The 21,323-nt window shown below is 61.0% G+C and carries 22 protein-coding genes; 10 read left to right on the forward strand and 12 right to left on the reverse strand.

All coding sequences use genetic code 11. The features are described from left to right. Positions 1–124: 124 nt before the first annotated feature. Positions 125–1,021 (reverse strand): site-specific tyrosine recombinase XerD, encoded by an 897-nt coding sequence (xerD, locus tag HU759_RS24735; protein ID WP_138449283.1) that lies wholly within the window; start codon positions 1,019–1,021, stop codon positions 125–127. Between the two features lie 107 nt (positions 1,022–1,128). Here xerD and HU759_RS24740 point away from each other — a divergent pair, with 107 nt between their 5' ends. After that, complete coding sequence (locus HU759_RS24740; protein ID WP_186617289.1) at positions 1,129–2,937, forward strand: sodium:proton antiporter; 1,809 nt, start codon at positions 1,129–1,131, stop codon at positions 2,935–2,937. 1 nt (position 2,938) lies between these two features. Here the strand turns inward: HU759_RS24740 and HU759_RS24745 are convergent, their stop codons facing one another. The 6 genes from HU759_RS24745 to ffh form a co-directional block, all read right to left on the reverse strand. Beyond that, entirely contained in the window at positions 2,939–3,352 is a 414-nt protein-coding gene (locus tag HU759_RS24745; protein WP_003193963.1) for an acyl-CoA thioesterase, read from the reverse strand. Positions 3,353–3,434: 82 nt separating this feature from the next. Further along, entirely contained in the window at positions 3,435–3,785 is a 351-nt protein-coding gene (gene rplS, locus HU759_RS24750; RefSeq protein ID WP_003175895.1) for a 50S ribosomal protein L19, read from the reverse strand. A gap of 45 nt (positions 3,786–3,830) precedes the next feature. Further along, positions 3,831–4,604, reverse strand: a complete 774-nt coding sequence (gene trmD / locus HU759_RS24755) for a tRNA (guanosine(37)-N1)-methyltransferase TrmD (RefSeq protein WP_170875847.1) — start codon at positions 4,602–4,604, stop codon at positions 3,831–3,833. Beyond that, positions 4,586–5,122 (reverse strand): ribosome maturation factor RimM, encoded by a 537-nt coding sequence (gene rimM / locus HU759_RS24760; RefSeq protein ID WP_003175898.1) that lies wholly within the window; start codon positions 5,120–5,122, stop codon positions 4,586–4,588. The genes trmD and rimM overlap by 19 nt, the downstream gene beginning before the upstream one ends. Positions 5,123–5,127: 5 nt before the next feature. Further along, positions 5,128–5,379, reverse strand: coding sequence for a 30S ribosomal protein S16 (gene rpsP / locus HU759_RS24765; RefSeq protein WP_003175899.1), 252 nt, complete (start codon positions 5,377–5,379; stop codon positions 5,128–5,130). 252 nt (positions 5,380–5,631) lie between these two features. Continuing rightward, positions 5,632–7,008 carry a signal recognition particle protein gene (ffh, locus tag HU759_RS24770; protein ID WP_017139724.1) on the reverse strand — a complete coding sequence of 459 codons (1,377 nt, stop codon included), beginning with the start codon at positions 7,006–7,008 and terminating at the stop codon, positions 5,632–5,634. A gap of 242 nt (positions 7,009–7,250) precedes the next feature. Here ffh and ccsA point away from each other — a divergent pair, with 242 nt between their 5' ends. From ccsA to HU759_RS24785, 3 genes are all read left to right on the forward strand, one after another. Further along, positions 7,251–8,054 carry a cytochrome c biogenesis protein CcsA gene (ccsA, locus tag HU759_RS24775; protein WP_169985211.1) on the forward strand — a complete coding sequence of 268 codons (804 nt, stop codon included), beginning with the start codon at positions 7,251–7,253 and terminating at the stop codon, positions 8,052–8,054. A 12-nt stretch (positions 8,055–8,066) separates the two neighbouring features. Beyond that, positions 8,067–9,305 carry a transporter associated domain-containing protein gene (locus HU759_RS24780; protein ID WP_099549349.1) on the forward strand — a complete coding sequence of 413 codons (1,239 nt, stop codon included), beginning with the start codon at positions 8,067–8,069 and terminating at the stop codon, positions 9,303–9,305. A 379-nt stretch (positions 9,306–9,684) separates the two neighbouring features. Further along, on the forward strand, positions 9,685–10,995 hold the full coding sequence (locus HU759_RS24785) for an MFS transporter (RefSeq protein WP_017139721.1): 1,311 nt from the start codon (positions 9,685–9,687) through the stop codon (positions 10,993–10,995). Positions 10,996–11,115: 120 nt separating this feature from the next. On the opposite strand, the gene purT is transcribed toward HU759_RS24785, so the two are convergent. The 5 genes from purT to HU759_RS24810 all read right to left on the reverse strand — a co-directional run bounded on the left by purT (position 11,116) and on the right by HU759_RS24810 (position 14,374). Continuing rightward, positions 11,116–12,297 carry a formate-dependent phosphoribosylglycinamide formyltransferase gene (purT, locus tag HU759_RS24790; RefSeq protein ID WP_138449464.1) on the reverse strand — a complete coding sequence of 394 codons (1,182 nt, stop codon included), beginning with the start codon at positions 12,295–12,297 and terminating at the stop codon, positions 11,116–11,118. 69 nt (positions 12,298–12,366) lie between these two features. Further along, complete coding sequence (locus tag HU759_RS24795) at positions 12,367–12,834, reverse strand: VUT family protein (RefSeq protein ID WP_056858699.1); 468 nt, start codon at positions 12,832–12,834, stop codon at positions 12,367–12,369. Between the two features lie 165 nt (positions 12,835–12,999). Beyond that, on the reverse strand, positions 13,000–13,215 hold the full coding sequence (locus HU759_RS24800; RefSeq protein ID WP_090368760.1) for a DUF1289 domain-containing protein: 216 nt from the start codon (positions 13,213–13,215) through the stop codon (positions 13,000–13,002). Next, positions 13,212–13,736, reverse strand: coding sequence for a gamma carbonic anhydrase family protein (locus HU759_RS24805; RefSeq protein ID WP_017139717.1), 525 nt, complete (start codon positions 13,734–13,736; stop codon positions 13,212–13,214). The genes HU759_RS24800 and HU759_RS24805 overlap by 4 nt, the downstream gene beginning before the upstream one ends. Before the next feature lie 35 nt (positions 13,737–13,771). After that, positions 13,772–14,374: a CoA pyrophosphatase gene (locus HU759_RS24810; RefSeq protein WP_017139716.1), complete on the reverse strand. Its 603-nt coding sequence runs from the start codon at positions 14,372–14,374 to the stop codon at positions 13,772–13,774. Positions 14,375–14,520: 146 nt separating this feature from the next. Between HU759_RS24810 and HU759_RS24815 the strand changes: the two genes are divergently transcribed. From HU759_RS24815 to ptsP, 6 genes are all read left to right on the forward strand, one after another. Beyond that, positions 14,521–15,069 carry an NUDIX hydrolase gene (locus HU759_RS24815; RefSeq protein WP_017139715.1) on the forward strand — a complete coding sequence of 183 codons (549 nt, stop codon included), beginning with the start codon at positions 14,521–14,523 and terminating at the stop codon, positions 15,067–15,069. Between the two features lie 36 nt (positions 15,070–15,105). Continuing rightward, on the forward strand, positions 15,106–15,609 hold the full coding sequence (locus HU759_RS24820) for a L,D-transpeptidase family protein (protein WP_099485500.1): 504 nt from the start codon (positions 15,106–15,108) through the stop codon (positions 15,607–15,609). Between the two features lie 270 nt (positions 15,610–15,879). Next, a complete protein-coding gene (locus HU759_RS24825) occupies positions 15,880–16,638 on the forward strand; it encodes a GntR family transcriptional regulator (protein ID WP_099549346.1) in 759 nt (252 codons plus the stop codon). Positions 16,639–16,648: 10 nt separating this feature from the next. After that, positions 16,649–17,755 carry an N-acetylglucosamine-6-phosphate deacetylase gene (nagA, locus tag HU759_RS24830; RefSeq protein WP_176992090.1) on the forward strand — a complete coding sequence of 369 codons (1,107 nt, stop codon included), beginning with the start codon at positions 16,649–16,651 and terminating at the stop codon, positions 17,753–17,755. Then, on the forward strand, positions 17,736–18,758 hold the full coding sequence (locus HU759_RS24835; RefSeq protein ID WP_138449458.1) for an SIS domain-containing protein: 1,023 nt from the start codon (positions 17,736–17,738) through the stop codon (positions 18,756–18,758). The genes nagA and HU759_RS24835 overlap by 20 nt, the downstream gene beginning before the upstream one ends. A 29-nt stretch (positions 18,759–18,787) precedes the next feature. Then, a complete protein-coding gene (ptsP, locus tag HU759_RS24840; RefSeq protein ID WP_186617291.1) occupies positions 18,788–21,298 on the forward strand; it encodes a phosphoenolpyruvate--protein phosphotransferase in 2,511 nt (836 codons plus the stop codon). Positions 21,299–21,323: the final 25 nt, after the last annotated feature.

Here is a 21,323-nt window from a genome sequence, read left to right on the forward strand (position 1 = left end):
AGATGCAGGGACGGCAGTGGAACACCGCTTGGAAACGCGGGCAGTGGCCGTCCCCTTTGCTAACCGGCAAAGCCTACCACAGTTGGGCGCCAGGGCAGCCCGTGGCGGCATAAATTGGCGGCTTTCAACCGCGTGGGTGGTGCTTGGCGTGCATCTCCTGCAAGCGTGCGCGTGCCACATGGGTGTAGATCTGAGTTGTGGACAAGTCGCTGTGGCCCAGCAGCATTTGCACCACGCGCAAATCCGCGCCGTGGTTGAGCAAATGCGTGGCGAATGCATGGCGCAAGGTATGCGGCGACAGCGCCTTGCCGATCCCGGCGACCTTGGCCTGGTGCTTGATACGGTGCCAGAAGGTCTGGCGAGTCATCTGCTCGCCGCGCAGGCTGGGGAACAGCACATCGCTGGGTCGCCCACCAAGCAGCTCATTGCGGGCGTCACGCATATAGCGCTCCACCCACACAATCGCCTCCTCGCCCATCGGCACCAACCGCTCCTTGCTGCCTTTGCCCATCACGCGCAACACGCCCTGGCGCAGGTTGACTTGCTCCAGGGTCAGGCTGATCAGCTCGGTCACGCGCAAACCGCAGGCATACAAGACCTCAAGCATGGCGCGGTCGCGCTGGCCGATGGCTTCGCTCAGATCGGGGGCGGCGAGCAAGGCATCGACGTCAGCTTCCGACAAGGATTTAGGCAATGGCCTACCGAGCTGGGGCATGTCGATTTGTAGGGTCGGGTCGACGGCAATCAGCTTTTCCCGCAGCAAATAACGATAAAACCCACGTACGCCCGAGAGAAATCGCGCCGTGGAACGCGGCTTGTAATTCTGCTCCAGGCGCCAGGCCAGGTGATCGAGGATCAACTCACGACCGGCATTGATCAGTTCAAGGTTTTTGTCCTGCAACCAGCCATTGAACAAAGCCAAGTCGCTGCGATAAGCCTGGCGGGTGTTGTCCGACAGGCCCTTTTCCAGCCACAGGGCGTCGAGGAAGCGGTCGATCAGGGGATGGTCAATGGCGGACATGGGCACTCAAGCAGCGCAGCACAGGGCTTTGCGCAAATTATTTAGTGAACTGTTACAACGGGCACTAGTCTTTCATAGCCCGCTATTTCAAGGAACAGGAAGCTTCAATGAGCGAACAACAGATTCTGCTGGCATTTGGTGGTATTGGCGTGGCCGCGTTGGCCTGCCAATGGCTGGCATGGCGCCTGAAACTTCCCGCCATTCTGTTTCTGCTGGTCAGCGGAATCCTGGCAGGGCCGGTGCTGGGCTGGCTGAACCCTCAGGAAATGTTCGGTCCGTTGCTGATGCCATTGGTATCCCTGGCCGTGGCACTGATCCTGTTTGAAGGCAGCCTCACGCTGCACCTTTCGGAATGGAAGGAGATCGGCAGCGTCGTGCATCGCCTCGTCACGGTCGGCGCCCTGTCGACATGGGCCGTCATTACCCTGGCTACCCACTGGCTGCTGGGTTTTGACTGGATGCTCGCCCTGCTTTTCGGCACCTTGACGCTGGTGACCGGGCCTACCGTGATTGTGCCCATGTTACGTGTCGTGCGGCCAAAAGCCTCGATCGCCAATATCTTACGCTGGGAAGGCATTGTCATTGACCCGATTGGTGCGCTGCTCGCCGTGGTGGTCTACAGCTTTATTATCGCTCGCGCGTCAGGCGACGGCTTGAGTCACAGCCTGCTGACCTTTGGCGGCGTGATCCTGTGCGGCAGCCTGTTCGGAGTCGCCGGTGGTTGGGTGTTGGGGCAGATCATGCGCCGGCAATGGCTGCCGGAATACCTGCATAACCTGGCTACGCTGGCTGGCGTTCTGGGAATCTTCATCGCCTCCAACGCGGTGATGCATGAGTCCGGCCTGCTGGCCGTGACGTTGATGGGCATGTGGATGGCCAATATGAAGGGCGTTGACGTACGCCACATCCTGCATTTCAAGGAAAACCTCAGCGTCCTGCTGATTTCCGGGTTATTCATTCTGCTGGCCGCGCGCCTGGACCTGAACGCCCTGATTGCCTTGGGGCCGTTCGTACTGATCCTGTTACTGATCATTCAATTTATTGCACGACCTTTGAACGTCGCGCTTTCGACCTTTGGTTCCGGCCTGAACTGGCGTGAACGTGCCCTGCTGTCCTGGATTGCACCACGCGGGATCGTGGCCGCAGCCGTGTCGGCGATTTTCGCCATTCGCCTGGATGAGGCCGGTCATGAAGGCGCACTGTTATTGGTGCCACTGACATTCGCGGTGATTATCGGCACCGTTGTCCTGCAAAGCGCCACGGCCCGCCCGCTGGCACGCCTGCTGAAAGTCGCCGAGCCTGCGCCCAGCGGCTTCCTGATCGTCGGCGCGAACGGCCCGGCGCGCATCCTGGGCAAAGCCTTGCAACAACTGGGCAGCCGAGTGCTGCTGACCGACTCCAGTTGGGAAAACATCCGCGCCAGCCGAATGGAAGGGCTACCCACTTACTTCGGCAACCCGGCATCACAGCATGCCGAATCGCATCTGGATCTGGTCGGCCTCGGGCATTTGCTGGCGCTCTCACCTTCGGGCGAGCTGAACACTTTGGCCGCCATGCGCTTTCGCCACGATTTTGGGCATCGTCTGTTCGCCCTGGCCAGCAGCCAGGAAGGCCGTCGCACCGATAAGCACCGGGCCAGCCACGAGCACCGTGGCCATTTGCTGGGCAGCCAACCCCTGAGCTACACCAAACTTGCGAGCCTGCTGGGCCAAGGTGCAGAGCTGTATAGCACCAACCTGACCGAAGGCTTCAGCTGGGAACAGTACCAGGCGCTGCATGGTGACCGCGCGACGCTGCTGTTTGCCCGCGATACCGCAGGCTGGGTACACGTGGTAACCCCGGACAGCAGCTTGAAACCCGTAGCTGGCTGGACCTTGCTGGCCGTGATTCAACCAGAAAACAACACAGCCGAATAAGTCAGTCGACAAAACCAGGCAATACCGGCACAGGGCGTTTGTCAGCATCAATCGCGACAAAACTGAACACGCCCTGGATCGCCTTTTCACGGCCATCGGCACTCATGCTCTCGACGAATACTTCAACCTCGACCTTGAGGCTGGTGTTACCCACTTTGATTACGCGGCCGATCAACTCGACGATGGAGCCGGCCGGGATCGCGTGGTTGAAGTCGATACGGTCGGTGGACACGGTCACCAGTGGCAAGCGGCAAAAGCGCGTGGCGGTGATGAACGACACTTCATCCATCCACGCCAGCGCAGTGCCGCCGAACAGGGTGTTGTGGTGGTTGGTGGTCGGCGGGAACACGGCTTTGGTCACGTGGGTGACGGACAGGTCGGTACGACGCTGGATTTCTTCGAGGCGGGTGGTCATGGGCAAATACCGGTAAACAGACAAATTTCAGGCACAAAAAAGCAGCCCGTAGGCTGCTTTTTTCTGCATCGGGAAGCTGGACTTAAGCCAGTTTTTCCTTGATGCGAGCTGCTTTACCGGACAGGTCACGCAGGTAGTACAGCTTGGCTTTACGTACGTCACCGCGACGCTTAACGGCCATGCTGTCGATTTGCGGGCTGTAGGTCTGGAAAGTACGCTCTACGCCAACACCGTTGGAGATTTTACGAACAGTGAAAGCACTGTTCACACCACGGTTACGCTTGGCGATTACCACGCCTTCGAACGCTTGCAGACGCGAACGGTCGCCTTCCTTCACTTTCACCTGAACGACAATAGTGTCGCCCGGGGCAAAGGTAGGGATCTCTTTGGTCATCTGCTCTGCTTCGAGTGCAAGGATGATTTTGTTAGTCATGCTGTGCTCCTAAGGTAAGTCAATGGACCTACCATCGATACGTTGTTAACTATCGTCCCGCGCGAGGATGTATTCCTCGAGCAGCTTCTTCTCTTCTCCAGAAAGCGAGCGGCTTTCCAGAAGATCGGCGCGTCGTTCATAGGTCCGACCAAGGGACTGCTGTAAACGCCAACGCCGGATGTGTGCGTGATTGCCACTTAGCAATACGTCGGGAACACGCTGATCCGCATACACCTCCGGTCGGGTGTAGTGCGGGCAATCCAGCAAACCATCCGTGAAGGAATCTTCCTCCGCGGAGTCCGCATGCCCTAAAGCTCCAGGCAGCAGTCGTGTAACCGCATCTATCAGGACCATCGCCGGCAGCTCGCCGCCAGACAGGACATAGTCCCCAATCGACCACTCTTCATCGACATGCGCTTCAATAAAACGCTCGTCAATGCCTTCATAGCGACCGGCAATCAGGATTAAGGCCTCCTCATTCGCCAGTTCGCGCACGCCAGCCTGTTTCAGCTGACGGCCTTGAGGGGACAGGTAAATTACCTTCGCCTTCTCCCCGGCTGCTGCCTTGGCCTCGACCAACGCATCTTCCAGGGGCTTGATCTTCATCACCATGCCCGGGCCACCGCCAAATGGGCGATCGTCCACAGTGTGATGTCGATCCGTCGTGTAGTCTCGCGGGTTCCAACAGGTGAGCTGCAACAGCCCCTGTTTCACCGCCCGACTGGTGATGCCGTACTCGCTGATGGCGGAAAACATCTCGGGAAACAAACTGATCACTTCAATGCGCAAATTAGCCACGCTTAGAAGTCCGCGTCCCATTCCACCTTCATCTCGCCCGCGGCCAGGTCGACGGCCAACACGCATTGCTCGGTATAGGGCAACAGGCGTTCGCGATCATCCAGGCTGCCAGCGCAAGGCTTGACCACCATTACATCATTGGCGCCGGTTTCCAGAAGATGATCGATTTTCCCGAGCAATTGCCCCAGTTGATCAATAACCTTCAGACCTTCCAGCTGGTACCAGTAGTACTCGCCGTCGGTCAATTCAGGGAACAGGTTGCGCGGCACGCAGATCTCATAACCGGCCAGAAGACGAGCTTCTTCACGGTCATCAAGACCCTTGAGCTTTGCGACCAGGAACTTATCGCTCCCGCGTCCACTGACCAGCTCGACCTGTTTCACACTACCTTCGCGCTTGAGCGTCCAGGTTTTGTACTGCAACAGGTTTTCAGTCGGATCAGTAAAGGAATACACCTTCACTTCGCCGCGAACGCCATGAACAGAGTAAATCTTGCCGATAACGATCAAATCATCAGCAACAGCTGGCGTCGCGTTCATATTGCTCAGGCTGCGGCCTTAGCCGAGTCCTTCAACAGTTTTGCAACGCGCTCGGATGGCTGTGCGCCAACGCTCAGCCAGTAGGCTACGCGCTCTTGGTTCACGGACAGACGAACTTCTTGACCACGAGCAACAGGGTTGAAGAAACCAACCTGTTCCTTGTGCGAACCGTCGCGCGGGTTGCGGCTGTCGGTTACGGTCAAGTGGTAAAACGGGCGCTTTTTGGAGCCGCCAAGGGCAAGACGGATTGTTAGCATGTGAACATCGTTCCTGTAGTCGGTGCTGCAAATCTAAATGCACAGCGGGCATAGGTGCCCGAAAGGCCGCATATTCTAAGGAATATCCGGACTTTTGCAAATGTCTTTTTCTGGCGCCTATCAGCGTGCCACTCAGATCTGCTATAGAGCCGTCGGTTAAAACGGCGAGTCAGCTCCCGCTAACCGCGGGTTTGCTGGAGATCCCACGTCCCTGTGGGTCGGAGCGCAAGCAAGCTTGCGCTCGAATACTTTTTACATTTTCGGCATGCCGCCGCCGGGCAACATACCGCCCATGCCGCGCATCATCTTGGCCATCCCGCCTTTGGCGGAGAATTTCTTCATCATCTTCTGCATCTGCTTGTGCTGCTTGATCAAGCGACCGATGTCCTGCACCTGGGTGCCGGAGCCCATGGCGATCCGACGTTTGCGCGAACCACTGATCAGCTCAGGGTCGCGGCGCTCGGCCGGGGTCATGGAGTTGATGATGGCTTCCATCTGCTTGAACTGCTTCTCTGCCGCGCCCTGGGCATTGCCCATTTGCGCCAGGTTCACACCGCCGATGTTCGGCAGCTTGTCCATCAGGCCGCCAAGGCCGCCCATGTTCTTCATTTGTTGCAGCTGGTCACGGAAGTCTTCGAGGTCGAAGCCCTTGCCCTTCTTCAGCTTTTTAGCAAGCTTGTCGGCTTTGTCTTTGTCGAGCGTGGCTTCGGCCTGCTCGATCAGGCTGAGCACGTCGCCCATGCCAAGGATGCGCGAGGCGATACGTTCAGGGTGGAACGGCTCGAGCGCATCGCTCTTCTCGCCCATACCGATGAATTTGATCGGCTTGCCGGTGATGGCGCGTACCGACAGCGCGGCACCGCCACGGGCGTCACCGTCGACCTTGGTCAGGATCACGCCGGTGAGCGGCAGTGCATCGCCGAAAGCCTTGGCGGTGTTGGCCGCATCCTGGCCGGTCATGGCGTCGACCACGAACAGCGTCTCGACCGGGTTGATCGCGGCATGCAACGCCTTGATCTCGCCCATCATCTCTTCGTCGATGTGCAGGCGACCGGCGGTATCGACGATGACCACGTCGATGAATTTGAGCTTGGCTTCTTTAATAGCCGCGTTGGCAATGTCGACCGGCTTCTGGCTCAGGTCGGACGGGAAGAAGGTCACACCGACTTCGCCTGCGAGCATTTCCAGCTGCTTGATCGCGGCCGGACGGTAGACGTCAGCCGATACCACCATGACCGACTTCTTCTTGCGCTCTTTAAGGAAGCGCGCCAGCTTGCCGGCGGTGGTGGTTTTACCCGCGCCCTGCAGACCGGCCATCAGCACAACGGCCGGTGGCACGGCGCTGAGGTTCAAGTCTTCGTTGGCTGCGCCCATCAGGCTTTCGAGTTCGGCCTGGACGACCTTCACAAATGCCTGGCCCGGCGTCAGGCTGCGGGACACTTCGGTGCCCACTGCGCGCTCTTTGACCGAGTTGACGAAGTCCTTGACCACAGGCAAGGCCACGTCGGCTTCCAGCAACGCCATGCGCACTTCACGCAGGGTGTCTTTAATATTGTCCTCGGTCAGCTTGGCCTTGCCGGTGACATGGCGCAGCGTCTGCGAGAGACGGTCAGTCAAGTTTTCAAACATGCGCGATCCTTTCAGGCCCTATTCATCGAAATGCAGTGGTGACCGAGGTAATGGCGGCCCAGGCTGTGGTAAATCGCTATTAAAAACAGCGCTCAGCAAGCCTGCGGCGTGGGCAGGTCGCGGATTATAGCGAAGACTGCGCCGCTGCACACGCGCTGTCTGGCCCGGGAGTCTTTCGTGCAGCGCAGGTGTGTGCCAAACTCAGCGCCTTTCGGGCTTGTCTATCAGGATTTATGGTCCCCTTGTCACCCAGTTTGCTACCCAGCCTCGCCGCCGCCCTTTTATATGCCGCTGCGACTCTCTATCAGGGCACTCGTCTGGCCCAAGGCACTAAAGCGGACAAACGTCTGCTGGTGGGCCTGGGCGTCGTCGCCCTGCTGGCTCACGCCGCGAGCCTGTTCACCCACCTAATGACGCCGGTCGGCTTGGGCCTGGACTTTTTCAGCGCCGCCAGCCTGATCGCCGCTGCCGTTATCGCGCTGACCTTGCTGGCCTGCTACCGCATCCCGGTCGAAAACCTGTTGGTGCTGCTATTCCCGCTGGGAATGCTGACCGTGCTGCTGGCGCAATTCACGCCAACAGGCACCGTGCAGGTCATCGACGAAGAGCCGGGCATCCTGGCGCACATCCTGTTGTCGATCCTGGCCTACGGCATGTTCACCATCGCGGTGTTCCAGGCCTTGCTCCTGCTGCTGCAAGATCACCAACTTAAAAACAAGCACCCGTCCGGGCTGATCAAGAACTTCCCGCCGCTGCAAACCATGGAAAGCCTGCTGTTTGGTTTCCTCTGGGCCGGCTGGACGCTGCTGTCGCTGTCGCTGATCTCCGGCTGGCTGTTCGTCGAGAACCTGTTCGCCCAGCACCTGGTGCACAAGACCCTGCTGGCGTGCCTGGCCTGGGTGGTGTTCAGCGTACTGTTGTGGGGGCGTAACCGTCTCGGCTGGCGCGGGCACAAGGCGATCCGCTGGACCCTGGCCGGTTTCTGCCTGCTGATGCTGGCCTACTTCGGCAGCAAGCTGGTTCGCGAATACATCCTGCATATCTGACGGGCAGCAATAATGGACAACTTGCCCCTTGGGCCGATGCTCGCGGTAATCGCCCTGCTGATCTTATGGGCGGCGCTGTTTACCGCCATCGAAGCCGCACAACAACACCTGCTGGCCATACGCCCTGGCACACGCCAAGGCGACAAGGCCGCCGCCCGCCTGAACTTCCCACGTAACAGCCTGATCCTGTGCAACAGCCTGTGCCGGGCGGCCGTGGTGATCCTGTGCACGTTGCTGGCGATTTATGCCTGGGCGCAAAACGGCCCGTGGCTCGGCTGGCTGATCTCCTGCGCCATCCTGCTGATACTTGCCGACTATCTGCCCCGTGCGCTGGCCGTTCGTCACCCCCAAGCCGTGCTGGGCTTCGGTAACACGCTGCTGGGCGTCCCGCTGAAAATCCTTTATCCACTGGCCTGGCTGCTCAACGGCATCAGCCTGTTGCTGTTGCGCCCCTTCGCGCGCAAATCCGGCGTGGTAAAAAAGAGCGACGAGCCGCTGCCCGAGCATGACGACGAACCGGAGCCCGAGGCCAACGACAATCGCACGCCCGGCCTGCCAGGCATCCACGCCCTGGACAACATCACGGTCAACGACATCCTGGTGCCGCGCAGTGAAGTGGATGGCATCAACCTGGATGACTCGGTCGAAGCCATCATCGAGCAACTGCGCACGTCCCAGCGCACGCGCCTGCCGGTGTTTCACAGCGACATCAACCAGGTCCAAGCAGTGCTCAACACTCGCCAGATCCAGCATTTGCTGCCCGACGCCAGCCTGACCAAAGAAGCCTTGCTCGCCGCCTGCCACGAACCCTACTTCGTGCCGGAAAGCACGCCACTGCAATTGCAACTGCTGAACTTCCATAAACAGCAACGGCGCCTGGGCATGGTGGTGGACGAATACGGCGAAGTGCTGGGCATCGTCACCCTGGAAGATATCCTCGAAGAAATCGTCGGCGAATTCGAAAGCGACCAGGCGGTGGATAACCCGCACATCGAAGCCCAAGCCGATGGCCGCTACATCATCGACGGCGCCGCCTCGATCCGCGAACTGAACAAAAGCCTGGGCTGGCACTTGCCCAGTGACGGCCCCAAGACCCTCAATGGCCTGGTTACCGAGGCGCTGGAGACTATTCCGGACTGCGCGGTGTGCCTGAAAATCGGCCGCTACCGCCTGGAAATCCTCGAGACCGAGGACAACCGCGTGAGCAAGGTGCTGATCTGGCATACCAGCCGCGTGCCGGTAGCTGCATAACTTCCCCTGACACCACTCGATCCAATGTGGGAGCTGGCTTGCCTGCGATGCAGGCACCTCGGTCATTCAGTTGAACCGAGGTGATGCCATCGCAGGCAAGCCAGCTCCCACACAAGCCAGCCCACACCAAAGCCAGCATTATCAGCGTGCCAACGCCCCCCTTGTTGGATCTACAAACCCCTTTCTATAATCGGCTCGGCTTACCCAAGCCCCGCCCGACCGCGTGCTACCCGCACTCAGCGCGTCCAGGCACCGCCTTTTCCGTGTCTGACCGGTGTTTGCTCCCATCCCGAGCCGCTCCGCCTACGCCCCAGATCCACGGGTGTTCGACCAATAATAATCCGCGTCCAAACGCGCAATGACCGTCAGGGATACCGCCATGAGCACCACCTACAACGAGGCCGCACCCGCCGCCCCGCTCAACTCGACCGCACGGGTTGCCACTGCAAGCATCGTCGGCACTGCCATCGAGTTCTACGATTTCTATATCTACGCCACCGCTGCGGCACTGGTGATTGGCCCGGTGTTCTTCCCACAGACCTCCGGCACCGCGCAGATGCTGGCGTCGTTCCTGACCTTCGGTATCGCCTTTATTGCCCGCCCGCTGGGCTCGGCGCTGTTCGGCCACTTCGGCGACCGTATCGGGCGCAAATCCACCCTCGTCGCCTCGCTGCTGCTGATGGGCGTGTGTACCACGCTGATTGGCTTGCTGCCGGGCTATGACAGCATTGGCGCCTGGGCACCGATTCTTCTCTGTGTGTTGCGCTTTGGCCAAGGCCTGGGCCTTGGCGGCGAATGGGGCGGCGCGGCGCTGCTGGCCACCGAGAACGCCCCCAAGGGCAAGCGCGCCTGGTTCGGCATGTTCCCGCAACTGGGTCCGTCAATTGGTTTTCTGGCAGCCAATGGCCTGTTCCTGATCCTGGCCATGAGCCTCAACGACGAGCAGTTCCGCAGCTGGGGCTGGCGCATCCCGTTCATCCTCAGCGCAGCGCTGGTGATGGTCGGCCTGTATGCGCGGCTCAAGCTGCACGAAACGCCGGTATTCGCCAATGCCGTGGCCAAAGAGGCGCCGGTGAAAGTGCCGCTGGTAGAGCTGTTCAGCCAGCATTGGCTGCCGGTGCTGCTGGGCGCCGCGTCGATGGTGGTGTGCTATGCGCTGTTTTACATCACCACCGCATTTTCTTTGAGCTACGGGGTTTCGACCCTGGGCTACAGCCGTGAGATGTTCCTCGGTTTACTGTGCTTTGCGGTGCTGTTCATGGGGTTGGCCACGCCGCTGGCAGCCTTGGCCAGCGACCGCTACGGGCGCAAGCCGGTGCTGATCGTCGGCGCGGTGCTGGCGATTTTGTCGGGTTTCACCATGGAGCCGCTGCTGACCCACGGTTCAACCTGGGCGGTTGCGTTGTTCCTGGCGCTGGAACTGTTCCTGATGGGCATCACGTTTGCCCCGATGGGCGCGATGCTGCCGGAACTGTTCCCGACCCGCGTGCGTTATACCGGCGCTTCGGCGGCGTATAACCTCGGTGGGATTGTCGGCGCGTCGGCCGCACCGTTTTTTGCAACCAAGCTGGTGGCGATGGGTGGGCTGAGTTATGTCGGCGGGTATGTGTCGGCGGCAGCGTTGCTCAGCTTGATTGCTGTGCTGTGCCTGAAAGAGACGCGGGATAATGATTTGAACAAGGTCGCCTGAAGCCGATCGTTCCCACGCTCCGCGTGGGAATGCCTCTTGTGACGCTCCGCGTCACGCTTTGGGACGCAGAGCGTCCCGGGCTGCATTCCCACGCAGAGCGTGGGAACGATCGGGTTGGGTTTACAGCTCTACAACAACAGCCTTCGAAGCACGGGTCGCTTTAGCTCGGGCAGCCTCAATCGACTCATCCCGCGCCAACGCCACACCCATGCGGCGCTGGCCATTCACTTCCGGCTTGCCAAACAGACGCAACGCCGTGTCCGGTTCGCTCAAGGCAGCACCGAGGTTGGCGAACGCTGTCTGAGTCGACTGCCCTTCCACCAGGATCACCGCCGAAGCCGAAGGCCCGAACTGGCGGATCAACGGAATCGGCAAGCCCAGGATGGCGCGCGCGTGCAGCGCAAACTGCGACAGGTCCTGGGAAATCAGGGTCACCAGACCGGTGTCATGCGGGCGTGGCGACACTTCGCTGAACCACACCTGATCGCCCTTGATGAACAACTCCACGCCAAACAGACCGCGGCCACCCAGCGCCTCGGTCACGGCTTTGGCTACACGCTCGGATTCAGCCAGGGCAATCGGGCTCATGGCTTGCGGCTGCCAGGATTCCTGATAATCGCCCTTCTCCTGACGGTGCCCCACTGGCGCACAGAAGGTGGTGCCACCGATGTGACGCACGGTCAGCAGGGTGATTTCGTAGTCGAAGTCGATAAAACCTTCGATGATCACGCGGCCTTTGCCGGCACGCCCGCCTTCCTGGGCGTAATCCCAGGCTTTTTGTACATCATCGGCGCCGCGCAGCAGGCTCTGGCCCTTGCCCGACGAACTCATCACCGGTTTGACCACACACGGGAAGCCCAGGTCTTGCACGGCCTTGCTGTAGTCTTCGAAGGTGTCGGCGAAGTGGTACGGCGAAGTCGGCAGGTCCAGCTCTTCAGCGGCCAGACGACGGATGCCTTCACGGTTCATAGTCAGCGACGTGGCACGCGCGGTCGGGATCACGGTAAAGCCTTCGGCTTCCAGTTCCACCAGCGTTGCAGTGGCGATGGCTTCGATTTCCGGCACGATGAAGTGCGGCTTTTCGGCCTCGATCACGGCGCGCAGGGCGGCGCCGTCGAGCATGTTGATCACGTGGCTGCGGTGCGCCACTTGCATGGCCGGCGCGTTGGCGTAGCGATCCACGGCAATCACTTCAACGCCCAGGCGTTGCAGTTCGATTACCACTTCCTTGCCCAGCTCACCGCAGCCACACAGCAAAACGCGGGTCGCGGTTGGCGACAATGGAGTTCCGATTCGGGTCATCTCAGGTCCTCAGGGGAGCGGATCATGGGGAGAAAGGCCGGCATTTTACATGAACTGTAAAAATTGGCCTCAGTTGGCGACAGCCCGTTTGCGCATACGCCAGGCCATGATCAGCCACACCACCGTGACCCCGGCAAATTTGGACACCAGCGCGGTGCCGGCCACTGCCGGTGTGAGCGCGCCGATCAAGCCGAAGAAGATAAAGGTATCGAGGGGAATGCTCAGCGCCGAACTTATCCACAGGCGGTCGTGCAGCGGGCGCTTGGTGATGCTGAACACCAGCCAGTCGATGCACTCGGACACCGCAAACGCCGTGGCGCTGGCCAGCGCGATGGACGGGTCAGAGGTGATATACGACAGCACCAGCGCTGCCAGCATGGCGATGATTGCGCCATGGCCGAAGCGGGTTTGCACCATGTCACGCAGGATAAACACCAGGCCACCCCAGGCGGACCAGATGACATCCAGGTGCGGGGCGGTGGAGAAAGCGAAGTTGATCAGCACGACGCTGCTGATGTAGGCGATCAGGAAGAGCATGGGGCGAGGACCTGTGGGCAAGGGGCACAGGGTACTTCACATTTTGAAATATGTCGTCTGGGCGGGCCTCATCGCAGGCAAGCCAGCTCCCACATTTGAATTGTGAATACCTTCAAATGTGGGAGCTGGCTTGTCGGGCCGCCGCATCGCTGCGATAGCGGTCGCTCAGGCCCCAGATTTACCCGGCATCATCCACACCAACCCACTCGCCTTCGCCCGCTCATGGCACAACCCCAGCACCACCCGGCGCTCGGCATTGTCCATGCGGCTCCAGCGCGTAATCTCATCCACGGTGCGCTGGCAGCCGGTACAAATATCGTCATCGTCCAGCGCACAAATACTCACGCACGGCGAGGCGACGGGGCGTTCAACCGGGTTCATTCTTCCTGCTCAACCAGGTCACGCGCATACCGCTGCGCGTTATGCACATAGTGCGCGGCGCTGGCTTCGAGCATGCGCTTTTGCGCCTCGGTCAGCTCACGTACCACCTTGCCCGGCGACCCCATCACCAGCGAGCCATCGGGGATTTCCTTGCCTTCGCCAATCAGCGAGTTGGCGCCGATGATGCAATGCTTGCCGATCCTGGCACCGTTGAGGATCACCGCGTTGATGCCGATCAGGCTGTAGTCGTCGACGGTGCAGCCGTGCAGCATGGCGTTATGGCCGATGGTCACGCCGGTGCCCAGGGTCAGCGGGTAGCCCATGTCGGTGTGCATCACGCTGCCGTCCTGCACATTGCTATTCTTGCCGATCAGGATCAGCTCGTTATCGCCACGCAACACCGCGTTGAACCAGACGTTGGCGCCCTCTTCCAGCTTGACCTTGCCGACCAGCGTGGCATTCGGCGCCACCCAGCTGTGCGGGTGCGTCTCGACGCGGGCGTCGCCCAGGCGGTATTTCATGGTGTGTCCTCACGGCTGGCCATTCAAGCGATGGCTTAGATATTGATAAAGCTTTTAGGCGGCTGGTGCAGGCTGATCTGAGCGTCGTCATAGAGCAGGTTGATCAGCTCGACGATCATGATTGCCGTCAACCCCCAAATCTTGTATTCGCCAAATCGGTAGCTGGGCACATACCAACTGCGGCCCTGGTAATCGATGCGGTGGGTGTGTTCGCGCGGGTCCTGGCGGAAAAACTCCAGCGGTACGCTGAACACGGCGGCGATCTCGGCATCGTTGGCCAGGTATTCGACGTAATCGGGGATCACACCGACGTAGGGCGTTACACGAATGCCATGCAGGGAAATCAACGGGCTTAACGGGCCGACCACTTCCACCAGACCGGGCGGCAGACCGATTTCCTCTTCGGCTTCGCGCAGTGCGGTAAAAATCAGGTCCGGGTCTTCGGGGTCGCGCCGCCCGCCAGGAAACGCCACTTCGCCACCGTGGGTCGACAGACCGCTGGCGCGCAGGGTCAGGATCAGCTCGGGTTCGTCGCTGCGGGTGATCGGCACCAACACGGCGGCCTCGGGGAAACGCCCGTCAGTTTCCAAGGTGTGGGGGGTGTGATTGGTTACCCGGCGAAGTAGCTCGTCCAGCATGAGTCATCTCGGTCTGTTGGCTACCTTGTATCATGCACCAAAGCAGGCAGGCGCCCAACCCCAAAACCACCGGCGTGTCGCTAAACGACAACTTGCAGCGCCCTGCCCGCCACGCCAAGATAGACGCACTTTCCAGGAACCCCAGCATGAATTTCTGCAGCCAGTGCGGTAAACCGGTTACCCAACGCATTCCCGAAGGCGACGGCCGCCTGCGCTACGTGTGTGATCACTGCTCGACCATTCATTACCAGAACCCCAATATCGTCGCCGGCACCGTGCCGGTGTGGGGCGACAAAGTGCTGCTGTGCCGTCGCGCCATCGAACCGCGCCTGGGTTACTGGACCCTGCCCGCAGGCTTTATGGAAAACGGCGAAACCGTCGAACAGGCCGCCGCCCGCGAAACCCTGGAAGAAGCCTGCGCCCGCGTGCGCAACCTGAGCATCTATACCCTGATCGATGTACCGCACATCAGCCAGGTGCATATCTTCTACCGCGCCGAACTGGTCGACCTGGACTTCGCCGCAGGCCCCGAGAGCCTTGAAGTGAAGCTGTTTGATGAGGCCGACATCCCTTGGTCCGAGCTGGCTTTCCGCACGGTCGGGCGTACCTTAGAATGCTTCTTCGCTGACCGCAGGCAACAGCTGTTCCCGGTGCGCAGCGAGTCGGTGCCGCCGATGACGCGGCCGGCCAAATAACTCCAGGCAGCACCTTTTACAAGGGAAACCGTTTTAATGCGTTGGTTGCTCGCTCTGATCTGCCTGTCGTTCGCTAGCCTGTCTTCGGCCTCCACGGTGGAAACCCTCGGCGGCAAACCGGTCGAGAAAATCCTGGTGCTCAAGTCCGCCCATCAGTTGCAATTGATCAACGACGGCAAACCGCTCAAGACCTACCGCATCTCGCTCGGTAAAAACCCCAAGGGCACCAAACTGATGGAAGGCGACCGCCGCACGCCAGAGGGCTTCTACTGGATCGACTGGCGCAAGACCAGCGACCGCTTCAACCTGGCCATGCACATCTCCTACCCCAATATCAGTGACTCGGCCCGCGCACGCCGCGAAGGCGTGAAACCGGGCAGCATGATCATGATCCACGGCACGCCCGACACCGAGGAATACCCGGAACAGTGGTTTCACACCCTGGACTGGACCGACGGTTGCATCGGCATGCGCAACGTGGACATGCGCGAAGTCTGGAACCTGGTCAAAGACGGCACCCTGATCGAGATTCGTCCGTAATCGCCTACCGTTTGTAAAATAACTCAAAAATAATTAAAAAAATCCCTGCCCATGGCAGCGCCTGCCGGTGAATACCAGTTCACTGCGCGGGCTGCGCAATTCTGCGCGCACTCAAGACCTCTCTAATACCACTTGATATCAGGCACCCTTAATGTGCGCTGAAACAGGCTACCGCACTGTTTTCGCTGCATTGACATGGTATTTAAGTGGTATTAATTTCCGGCCAATACCGGGCGACAACATTCCAATAACGCATCGGAAACCTGACAGATGAATCCCATACTGGCGCTGCGCCCCGACGACAAACAGTCCACGCCGCTGTACCTGCAATTGGCCCGCAAGCTCGAAGCGGCGATCCATGCCGGCGAGTGGAAATCCGAACAGGCGTTGCCGTCGGAACGGGTCCTGAGTGAGCAACTGAGCATTTCCCGCGTCACCGCGCGCAAAGCCCTGGAAGTGCTGTTTGCCCAAGGCTTGATTCGCCGTAGCCAAGGCTCGGGGACCTTTATCACCCCGCGTCTGGAGCAGCCGCTGTCGCGCCTGTCGGGGTTCAGCGAGATGTTGCGCCTCAAGGGCTTTGTGCCAACGTCCCAGTGGCTTGAGCGCGACATCACCCCGCCGACCCACGAAGAACTGATCCGCCTGGGCCTGTCGCCGACCGACAAAGTGGCGCGGCTCAAACGCCTGCGTAAGGCCGATGACACCGTAATGGCAATTGAAATGACCGCCATGCCCGCCTCCGTGCTGCCAAACCCGCAAGCCATCGGCAATTCGCTGTACGAATACCTGGAAAGCATCGGCAAACCGGTGGTGCGCGCACTGCAACATATCCAGGCGATCAATGCCTCCGATGAGTTCGCCAAGCTGGTCGGCATCGCCCCCGGCACCGCCATGCTGCTGATGACCCGAGTCGGCTACACCGCCGACAACACGCCGATTGAAATCACCGACACCTACTGCCGCAACGACTACTACGACTTCGTCGCAGAGCTGCGCCGCAATGACTACTCCGCTGAACTGCGGGTTTAGAGAACTGCCCATGTCCGAAGACAACATCCTCACGCCCGGCGGCTGGATTCGCGGCCGCCTGGTGCACGAACACGGCAAGGTGGTCGCCATCGACGGCACGCCGTGCGACCCGAACGACAATGACCTGCCCTACGTGCTGCCAGGCTTTATTGACCTGCACGTTCACGGCGGTGGCGGCAAAGACATCATGGAAGGCACCGACGCCTTCGAGACCATCACCCGCACCCACGTGCGCTTTGGTACGACCTCGCTGCTGGCTACCACCATGACCGCACCGGTGGATGAAATTTCCCGCGTGCTCGGCGAACTCGGCACGTTCTGCGAGCAGCGCCCTACAGGCAGCGCACGGGTTCTTGGCGTACACCTGGAAGGCCCCTACATCAATCCGGGAAAACTCGGCGCGCAGCCCAACTTTGCCCACACCGCGTTGATGGCCGAAGTGGAAGCCTACCTGCGCCTGGCGCCGATCCGGGTGATCACCATTGCCCCGGAAATCGCCGGCCACGATGCCTTGATCCGCGCCCTCAGCGAACGCGGCGTGCGCATGCAAATCGGCCACACCCTGGGCAGCTACGAAGAAGGCGTCGCTGCCCTCGCCGCCGGCGCCACCAGCTTCACGCATTTGTATAACGCCATGAGCCCGCTGCATCACCGCGAACCCGGCATCGTCGGCGCCGCGTTGGCCCACGCCAAGTACGCCGAATTGATCCCGGATTTGCTGCATGTACACCCCGGCGCCATGCGCGTGGCGCTGCGCTCGATCCCGTGCCTGTACTGCGTCACCGACTCCACCGCCGCCGCCGGCATGCCCGACGGCGAATACAAGCTGGGCAGCCACACCGTCACCAAATGCCTGGGCGGCGTGCGCCTGGCCGACGGCACCCTGGCCGGCAGCACCCTGACCATGGACCAGGCGCTGCGCAACCTGGTGAAAATCGGCCTGCCGATCAGCGAAGCCTCACAACGCCTGTCGCAGTTTCCTGCGGACTATCTGGGCCTCGAAGAACGCGGGCGCCTGCAACCGGGCAGCTTTGCCGACTGCGTGCGTTTGGACCGCTCCCTGACACTCACCGACGTAATGGTCGAAGGAGAAACCATTGACTTCAAAAATGCTTGAAGAGGCCCTGGCCTCCTGTCACGCCGTGGAGGCACAACTGCAGCGCCTCAACCCGATGCTGGAGGAAGTGGCCGGGCGCCTGCGCCGTCAGCCGCCGCAAGTGGCGATGACCATCGCCCGTGGCAGTTCGGACCATGCCGCCAGCTACTTTGCCTATCTGGCCATGCAGCATGTGGGCATTCCAGTGGCGTCGTTGCCAATGTCGGTGGTGACCCTGCTGCAAGCACCATTAAAGGTCAGCGGCCAAGTGGCGTTCGGTTTCTCCCAGTCGGGGCAAAGCCCGGATTTGGTCAACAGCCTGCGCCTGCTGCGCAAACGCGGGGTTTTGAGCATTTCGATGGTCAACGCCGAAGACTCACCACTGGAAGCCGCGTGTGAATTCCATGTGCCACTGTGTGCCGGGCCGGAGCAGAGTGTCGCCGCGACCAAAAGCTTTATCGCCACTTTAAGCGCCAGCGCGCAGTTGATCGGCCACTGGAACCAGGACCTGTTGCTGCTGCAAGCCTGCCAGGCCTTGCCCGACGGCTTGCGCGAAGCCGCCACCCAGGACTGGACGCCCGCCATCGAAGCCCTGCGCAGCAGCCAACGCCTGATTGTAATTGGCCGTGGCGCCGGTTTTGCCATCGCCCAGGAAGCCGCGCTCAAGCTCAAGGAAACCTCGGCGATCCAGGCCGAAGCCTTCAGCAGCGCCGAAGTGCGCCACGGGCCGATGGCCTTGATCGATGAAAACTACCCACTGCTGGTGTTCGCCCCACGCGGCGCCGAGCAAGCCGGGCTGTTGAGCCTGGCCGCCGATATGCGTCAACGCGGCGCCCGCGTCTTGTTGGCCGCGCCGGACGATATCGTTGAACGCGACCTGACCCTGAGCCGCGCCGAACACCCGAGCCTGGACCCTATCCTGGCGATCCAAAGCTTCTACGTGATGGCCGCAGGCCTGGCGGAGGCCCGGGGCATGGACCCGGACCAGCCGCGCCACCTGAGCAAAGTTACCCGCACTCACTGAGTCGCGTTTTCCTGATGAGTACCGTGCCCATGTCCTACAACAATAATGAATTGACCCTAAGCGCCCCACTCAGTGGCCCGGTGCTGACCCTGGGCAACGTTCCCGATGAAGTGTTCGCCAGTGGCGCCATGGGCGACGGTATTGCCATCGACCCACTGAACGATTGCCTGCACGCCCCCTGTGATGGCGTGATCATCCACGTCGCCCGCACCGGGCATGCACTGACGATTCGTGCCGACAACGGCGCCGAAGTGTTGATGCATGTGGGCATCGACACCGTGGAATTGAACGGCGAAGGCTTTGCCCTGCTGGTGAAGGAAGGCGCACGGGTGAGCCAGGGCCAGGCACTGGTGCAGTTTGATCTGGATCGCATTGCGCGCCAGTGCAAAAGCCTGGTCAGCCTGATTATCCTGACTAATGGCGAGGGTTTTGAGCTACGGCCGGTTGCAGGAAAAACCGTTAAGGTGGGTGAGCCGTTGCTGCACATTGCCGCGCGTTCGGTAGCGCCGTTGCAGGCGGCTGTGGATAACTCTGTCACCGAAGTGCGCGCCAGCGTGCGCATTACCCACCGTGGCGGTTTGCATGCACGCCCCGCCGCGCTGGTGCGTAAGACCGCGCAAGGTTTCAGCAGCCATGCAGAGTTGCACTTCGCCGGTAAGTCGGCGCCGTGCGATAGCCTGATTGGCTTGATGGGGTTGGGCATTGGTGAAGGTGATGAAGTGCGCATCACCTGTCGCGGCAAGGATTGCGAGGCGGCGTTGCAGGCGCTGGTGGCCGCACTGTCGGTTGCTGTGAGTGAAGAACACCACGCGCCGGTAGTCGTGACACCGCGTCGGGCGAACACCGAAGCCGGTGTGTTGCAAGGCGTGTGCGCCGCGCCCGGTCTGGTCTGCGGGCCGCTGTTTCGCCTCACCGGTATCGAACTGCCGCAAGACACGGGCAACCACATCGCCGACGAACAACTGCAACGCCTGGACACCGCGCTGGAGCACGTGCGCGGAGAAATCCGCAGCACCCTGGCACAGGCACGCCAACGCAAGAACGTCGAAGAAGAAGACATCTTCGCCGCCCACCTTGCGCTGTTGGAAGACCCCACGCTGCTGGATGCCGCCACCCGTGCCATCGAGCAAGGCAGCGCCGCTACCCACGCCTGGCGCGACGCGATCCAGGCGCAATGCGCGGTGTTGCTGGCCTTGGGCAAACCGCTGTTTGCCGAGCGCGCCAACGACCTGCGCGACCTGCAACAACGCGTACTGCGTGCACTGTTGGGCGAAACCTGGCACTTCGAATTGCCGGCCGGTTCGATTGTCAGCGCCCATGAACTGACCCCCTCCGACCTGCTGCAACTGAGCGCACAAAACGCCGTGGGTATCTGCATGGCCGAAGGCGGCGCTACGTCTCACGTCGCGATTTTGGCCCGAGGCAAAGGCTTGCCGTGCGTGGTCGCGCTGGGCGCCGAAGTGCTCGACGTGCCCCAAGGCCAACGCGTGGTGCTGGACGCAGCCAACGGTCGCCTGGAACTGGCCCCCAGCGAGGCGCGCCACGCCGAAGTGCACCAGATTCGTGATGCGCAAAAATTGCGCCGTCAGCAACAACAGGCCCAAGCCCAACAAGCGGCACAAACCCGCGATGGCGTGAGCATTGAAGTGGCGGCCAATGTCGCCTCCAGTGCCGAGGCCCAAGTGGCGTTTGAAAACGGCGCCGATGGTGTAGGCCTGCTGCGCACCGAATTCCTGTTTGTCGACCGCCGCACCGCGCCGGATGAGCAAGAGCAACGCCAGGCCTACCAGGCCGTGCTGGATGCCATGGGCGACAAGTCGGTGATCATCCGCACCATCGACGTGGGCGGCGACAAACAGCTCGACTACCTGCCGTTGCCGGTTGAGGCCAACCCGGTGCTGGGCCTGCGCGGCATTCGCCTGGCGCAGGTGCGCCCGGACGTGCTCGACCAGCAACTGCGCGCGCTGCTGCAAGTGTCTCCGCTGGCGCGTTGCCGCATCCTGCTGCCGATGGTCAGCGAGGTGGATGAACTGCTGCAGATCCGCCAGCGCCTGGATGAACTCTGCGCGGAGCTGGAGCTGACCCAGCGTCCGGAACTGGGCGTGATGATCGAAGTGCCCGCCGCCGCGCTGATGGCTGAGCAACTCGCCAAACACGCGGACTTTTTATCCATCGGCACCAATGACCTGTCCCAGTACACCCTGGCCATGGACCGCGACCACGCGGGCCTCGCCGCACGGGTGGATGCCTTGCACCCGGCGCTGCTGCGCTTGATCGCGCAAACCTGCGCCGGTGCCGCCAAGCATGGGCGTTGGGTGGGTGTGTGCGGTGCCCTGGCGTCCGACCCGCTGGCCACGCCGGTGCTGGTTGGCCTGGGTGTGAGTGAACTGTCGGTAAGCCCGCCGCAAATCGGAGAAATCAAGGACCGCGTTCGCCACCTGGACGCGGCGCAATGCCGGCAATTGAGCCAAGGCCTGCTCGACCTGAGCAGCGCCAAGGCCGTTCGCCAAGCCTGTCAACACCACTGGCCGCTGAGCTGAAAACAACAAGAATAGGGAGACACGC

Origin of the sequence: Pseudomonas sp. OE 28.3 (assembly GCF_014268205.2) — a bacterium.
Taxonomy (GTDB): Bacteria; Pseudomonadota; Gammaproteobacteria; order Pseudomonadales; family Pseudomonadaceae; genus Aquipseudomonas; species Aquipseudomonas edaphica.

Excerpts from the sequence above, each read along its gene's own strand:
- HU759_RS24745 (WP_003193963.1), bottom strand. The coding sequence starts at position 3,352 with ATGACCACCCGCCTCGAAGAAATCCAGCGTCGTACCGACCTGTCCGTC.
- ptsP (WP_186617291.1), top strand. The coding sequence starts at position 18,788 with ATGTCCTACAACAATAATGAATTGACCCTAAGCGCCCCACTCAGTGGC.
- HU759_RS24780 (WP_099549349.1), top strand. The coding sequence starts at position 8,067 with ATGGACAACTTGCCCCTTGGGCCGATGCTCGCGGTAATCGCCCTGCTG.
- nagA (WP_176992090.1), top strand. The coding sequence starts at position 16,649 with ATGTCCGAAGACAACATCCTCACGCCCGGCGGCTGGATTCGCGGCCGC.
- HU759_RS24815 (WP_017139715.1), top strand. The coding sequence starts at position 14,521 with ATGAATTTCTGCAGCCAGTGCGGTAAACCGGTTACCCAACGCATTCCC.
- HU759_RS24825 (WP_099549346.1), top strand. The coding sequence starts at position 15,880 with ATGAATCCCATACTGGCGCTGCGCCCCGACGACAAACAGTCCACGCCG.
- trmD (WP_170875847.1), bottom strand. The coding sequence starts at position 4,604 with ATGGGACGCGGACTTCTAAGCGTGGCTAATTTGCGCATTGAAGTGATC.
- HU759_RS24800 (WP_090368760.1), bottom strand. The coding sequence starts at position 13,215 with ATGAACCCGGTTGAACGCCCCGTCGCCTCGCCGTGCGTGAGTATTTGT.
- HU759_RS24740 (WP_186617289.1), top strand. The coding sequence starts at position 1,129 with ATGAGCGAACAACAGATTCTGCTGGCATTTGGTGGTATTGGCGTGGCC.
- purT (WP_138449464.1), bottom strand. The coding sequence starts at position 12,297 with ATGACCCGAATCGGAACTCCATTGTCGCCAACCGCGACCCGCGTTTTG.
- ffh (WP_017139724.1), bottom strand. The coding sequence starts at position 7,008 with ATGTTTGAAAACTTGACTGACCGTCTCTCGCAGACGCTGCGCCATGTC.
- HU759_RS24820 (WP_099485500.1), top strand. The coding sequence starts at position 15,106 with ATGCGTTGGTTGCTCGCTCTGATCTGCCTGTCGTTCGCTAGCCTGTCT.
- rimM (WP_003175898.1), bottom strand. The coding sequence starts at position 5,122 with ATGAACGCGACGCCAGCTGTTGCTGATGATTTGATCGTTATCGGCAAG.
- HU759_RS24805 (WP_017139717.1), bottom strand. The coding sequence starts at position 13,736 with ATGAAATACCGCCTGGGCGACGCCCGCGTCGAGACGCACCCGCACAGC.
- rpsP (WP_003175899.1), bottom strand. The coding sequence starts at position 5,379 with ATGCTAACAATCCGTCTTGCCCTTGGCGGCTCCAAAAAGCGCCCGTTT.
- HU759_RS24795 (WP_056858699.1), bottom strand. The coding sequence starts at position 12,834 with ATGCTCTTCCTGATCGCCTACATCAGCAGCGTCGTGCTGATCAACTTC.
- xerD (WP_138449283.1), bottom strand. The coding sequence starts at position 1,021 with ATGTCCGCCATTGACCATCCCCTGATCGACCGCTTCCTCGACGCCCTG.
- rplS (WP_003175895.1), bottom strand. The coding sequence starts at position 3,785 with ATGACTAACAAAATCATCCTTGCACTCGAAGCAGAGCAGATGACCAAA.
- HU759_RS24810 (WP_017139716.1), bottom strand. The coding sequence starts at position 14,374 with ATGCTGGACGAGCTACTTCGCCGGGTAACCAATCACACCCCCCACACC.
- HU759_RS24785 (WP_017139721.1), top strand. The coding sequence starts at position 9,685 with ATGAGCACCACCTACAACGAGGCCGCACCCGCCGCCCCGCTCAACTCG.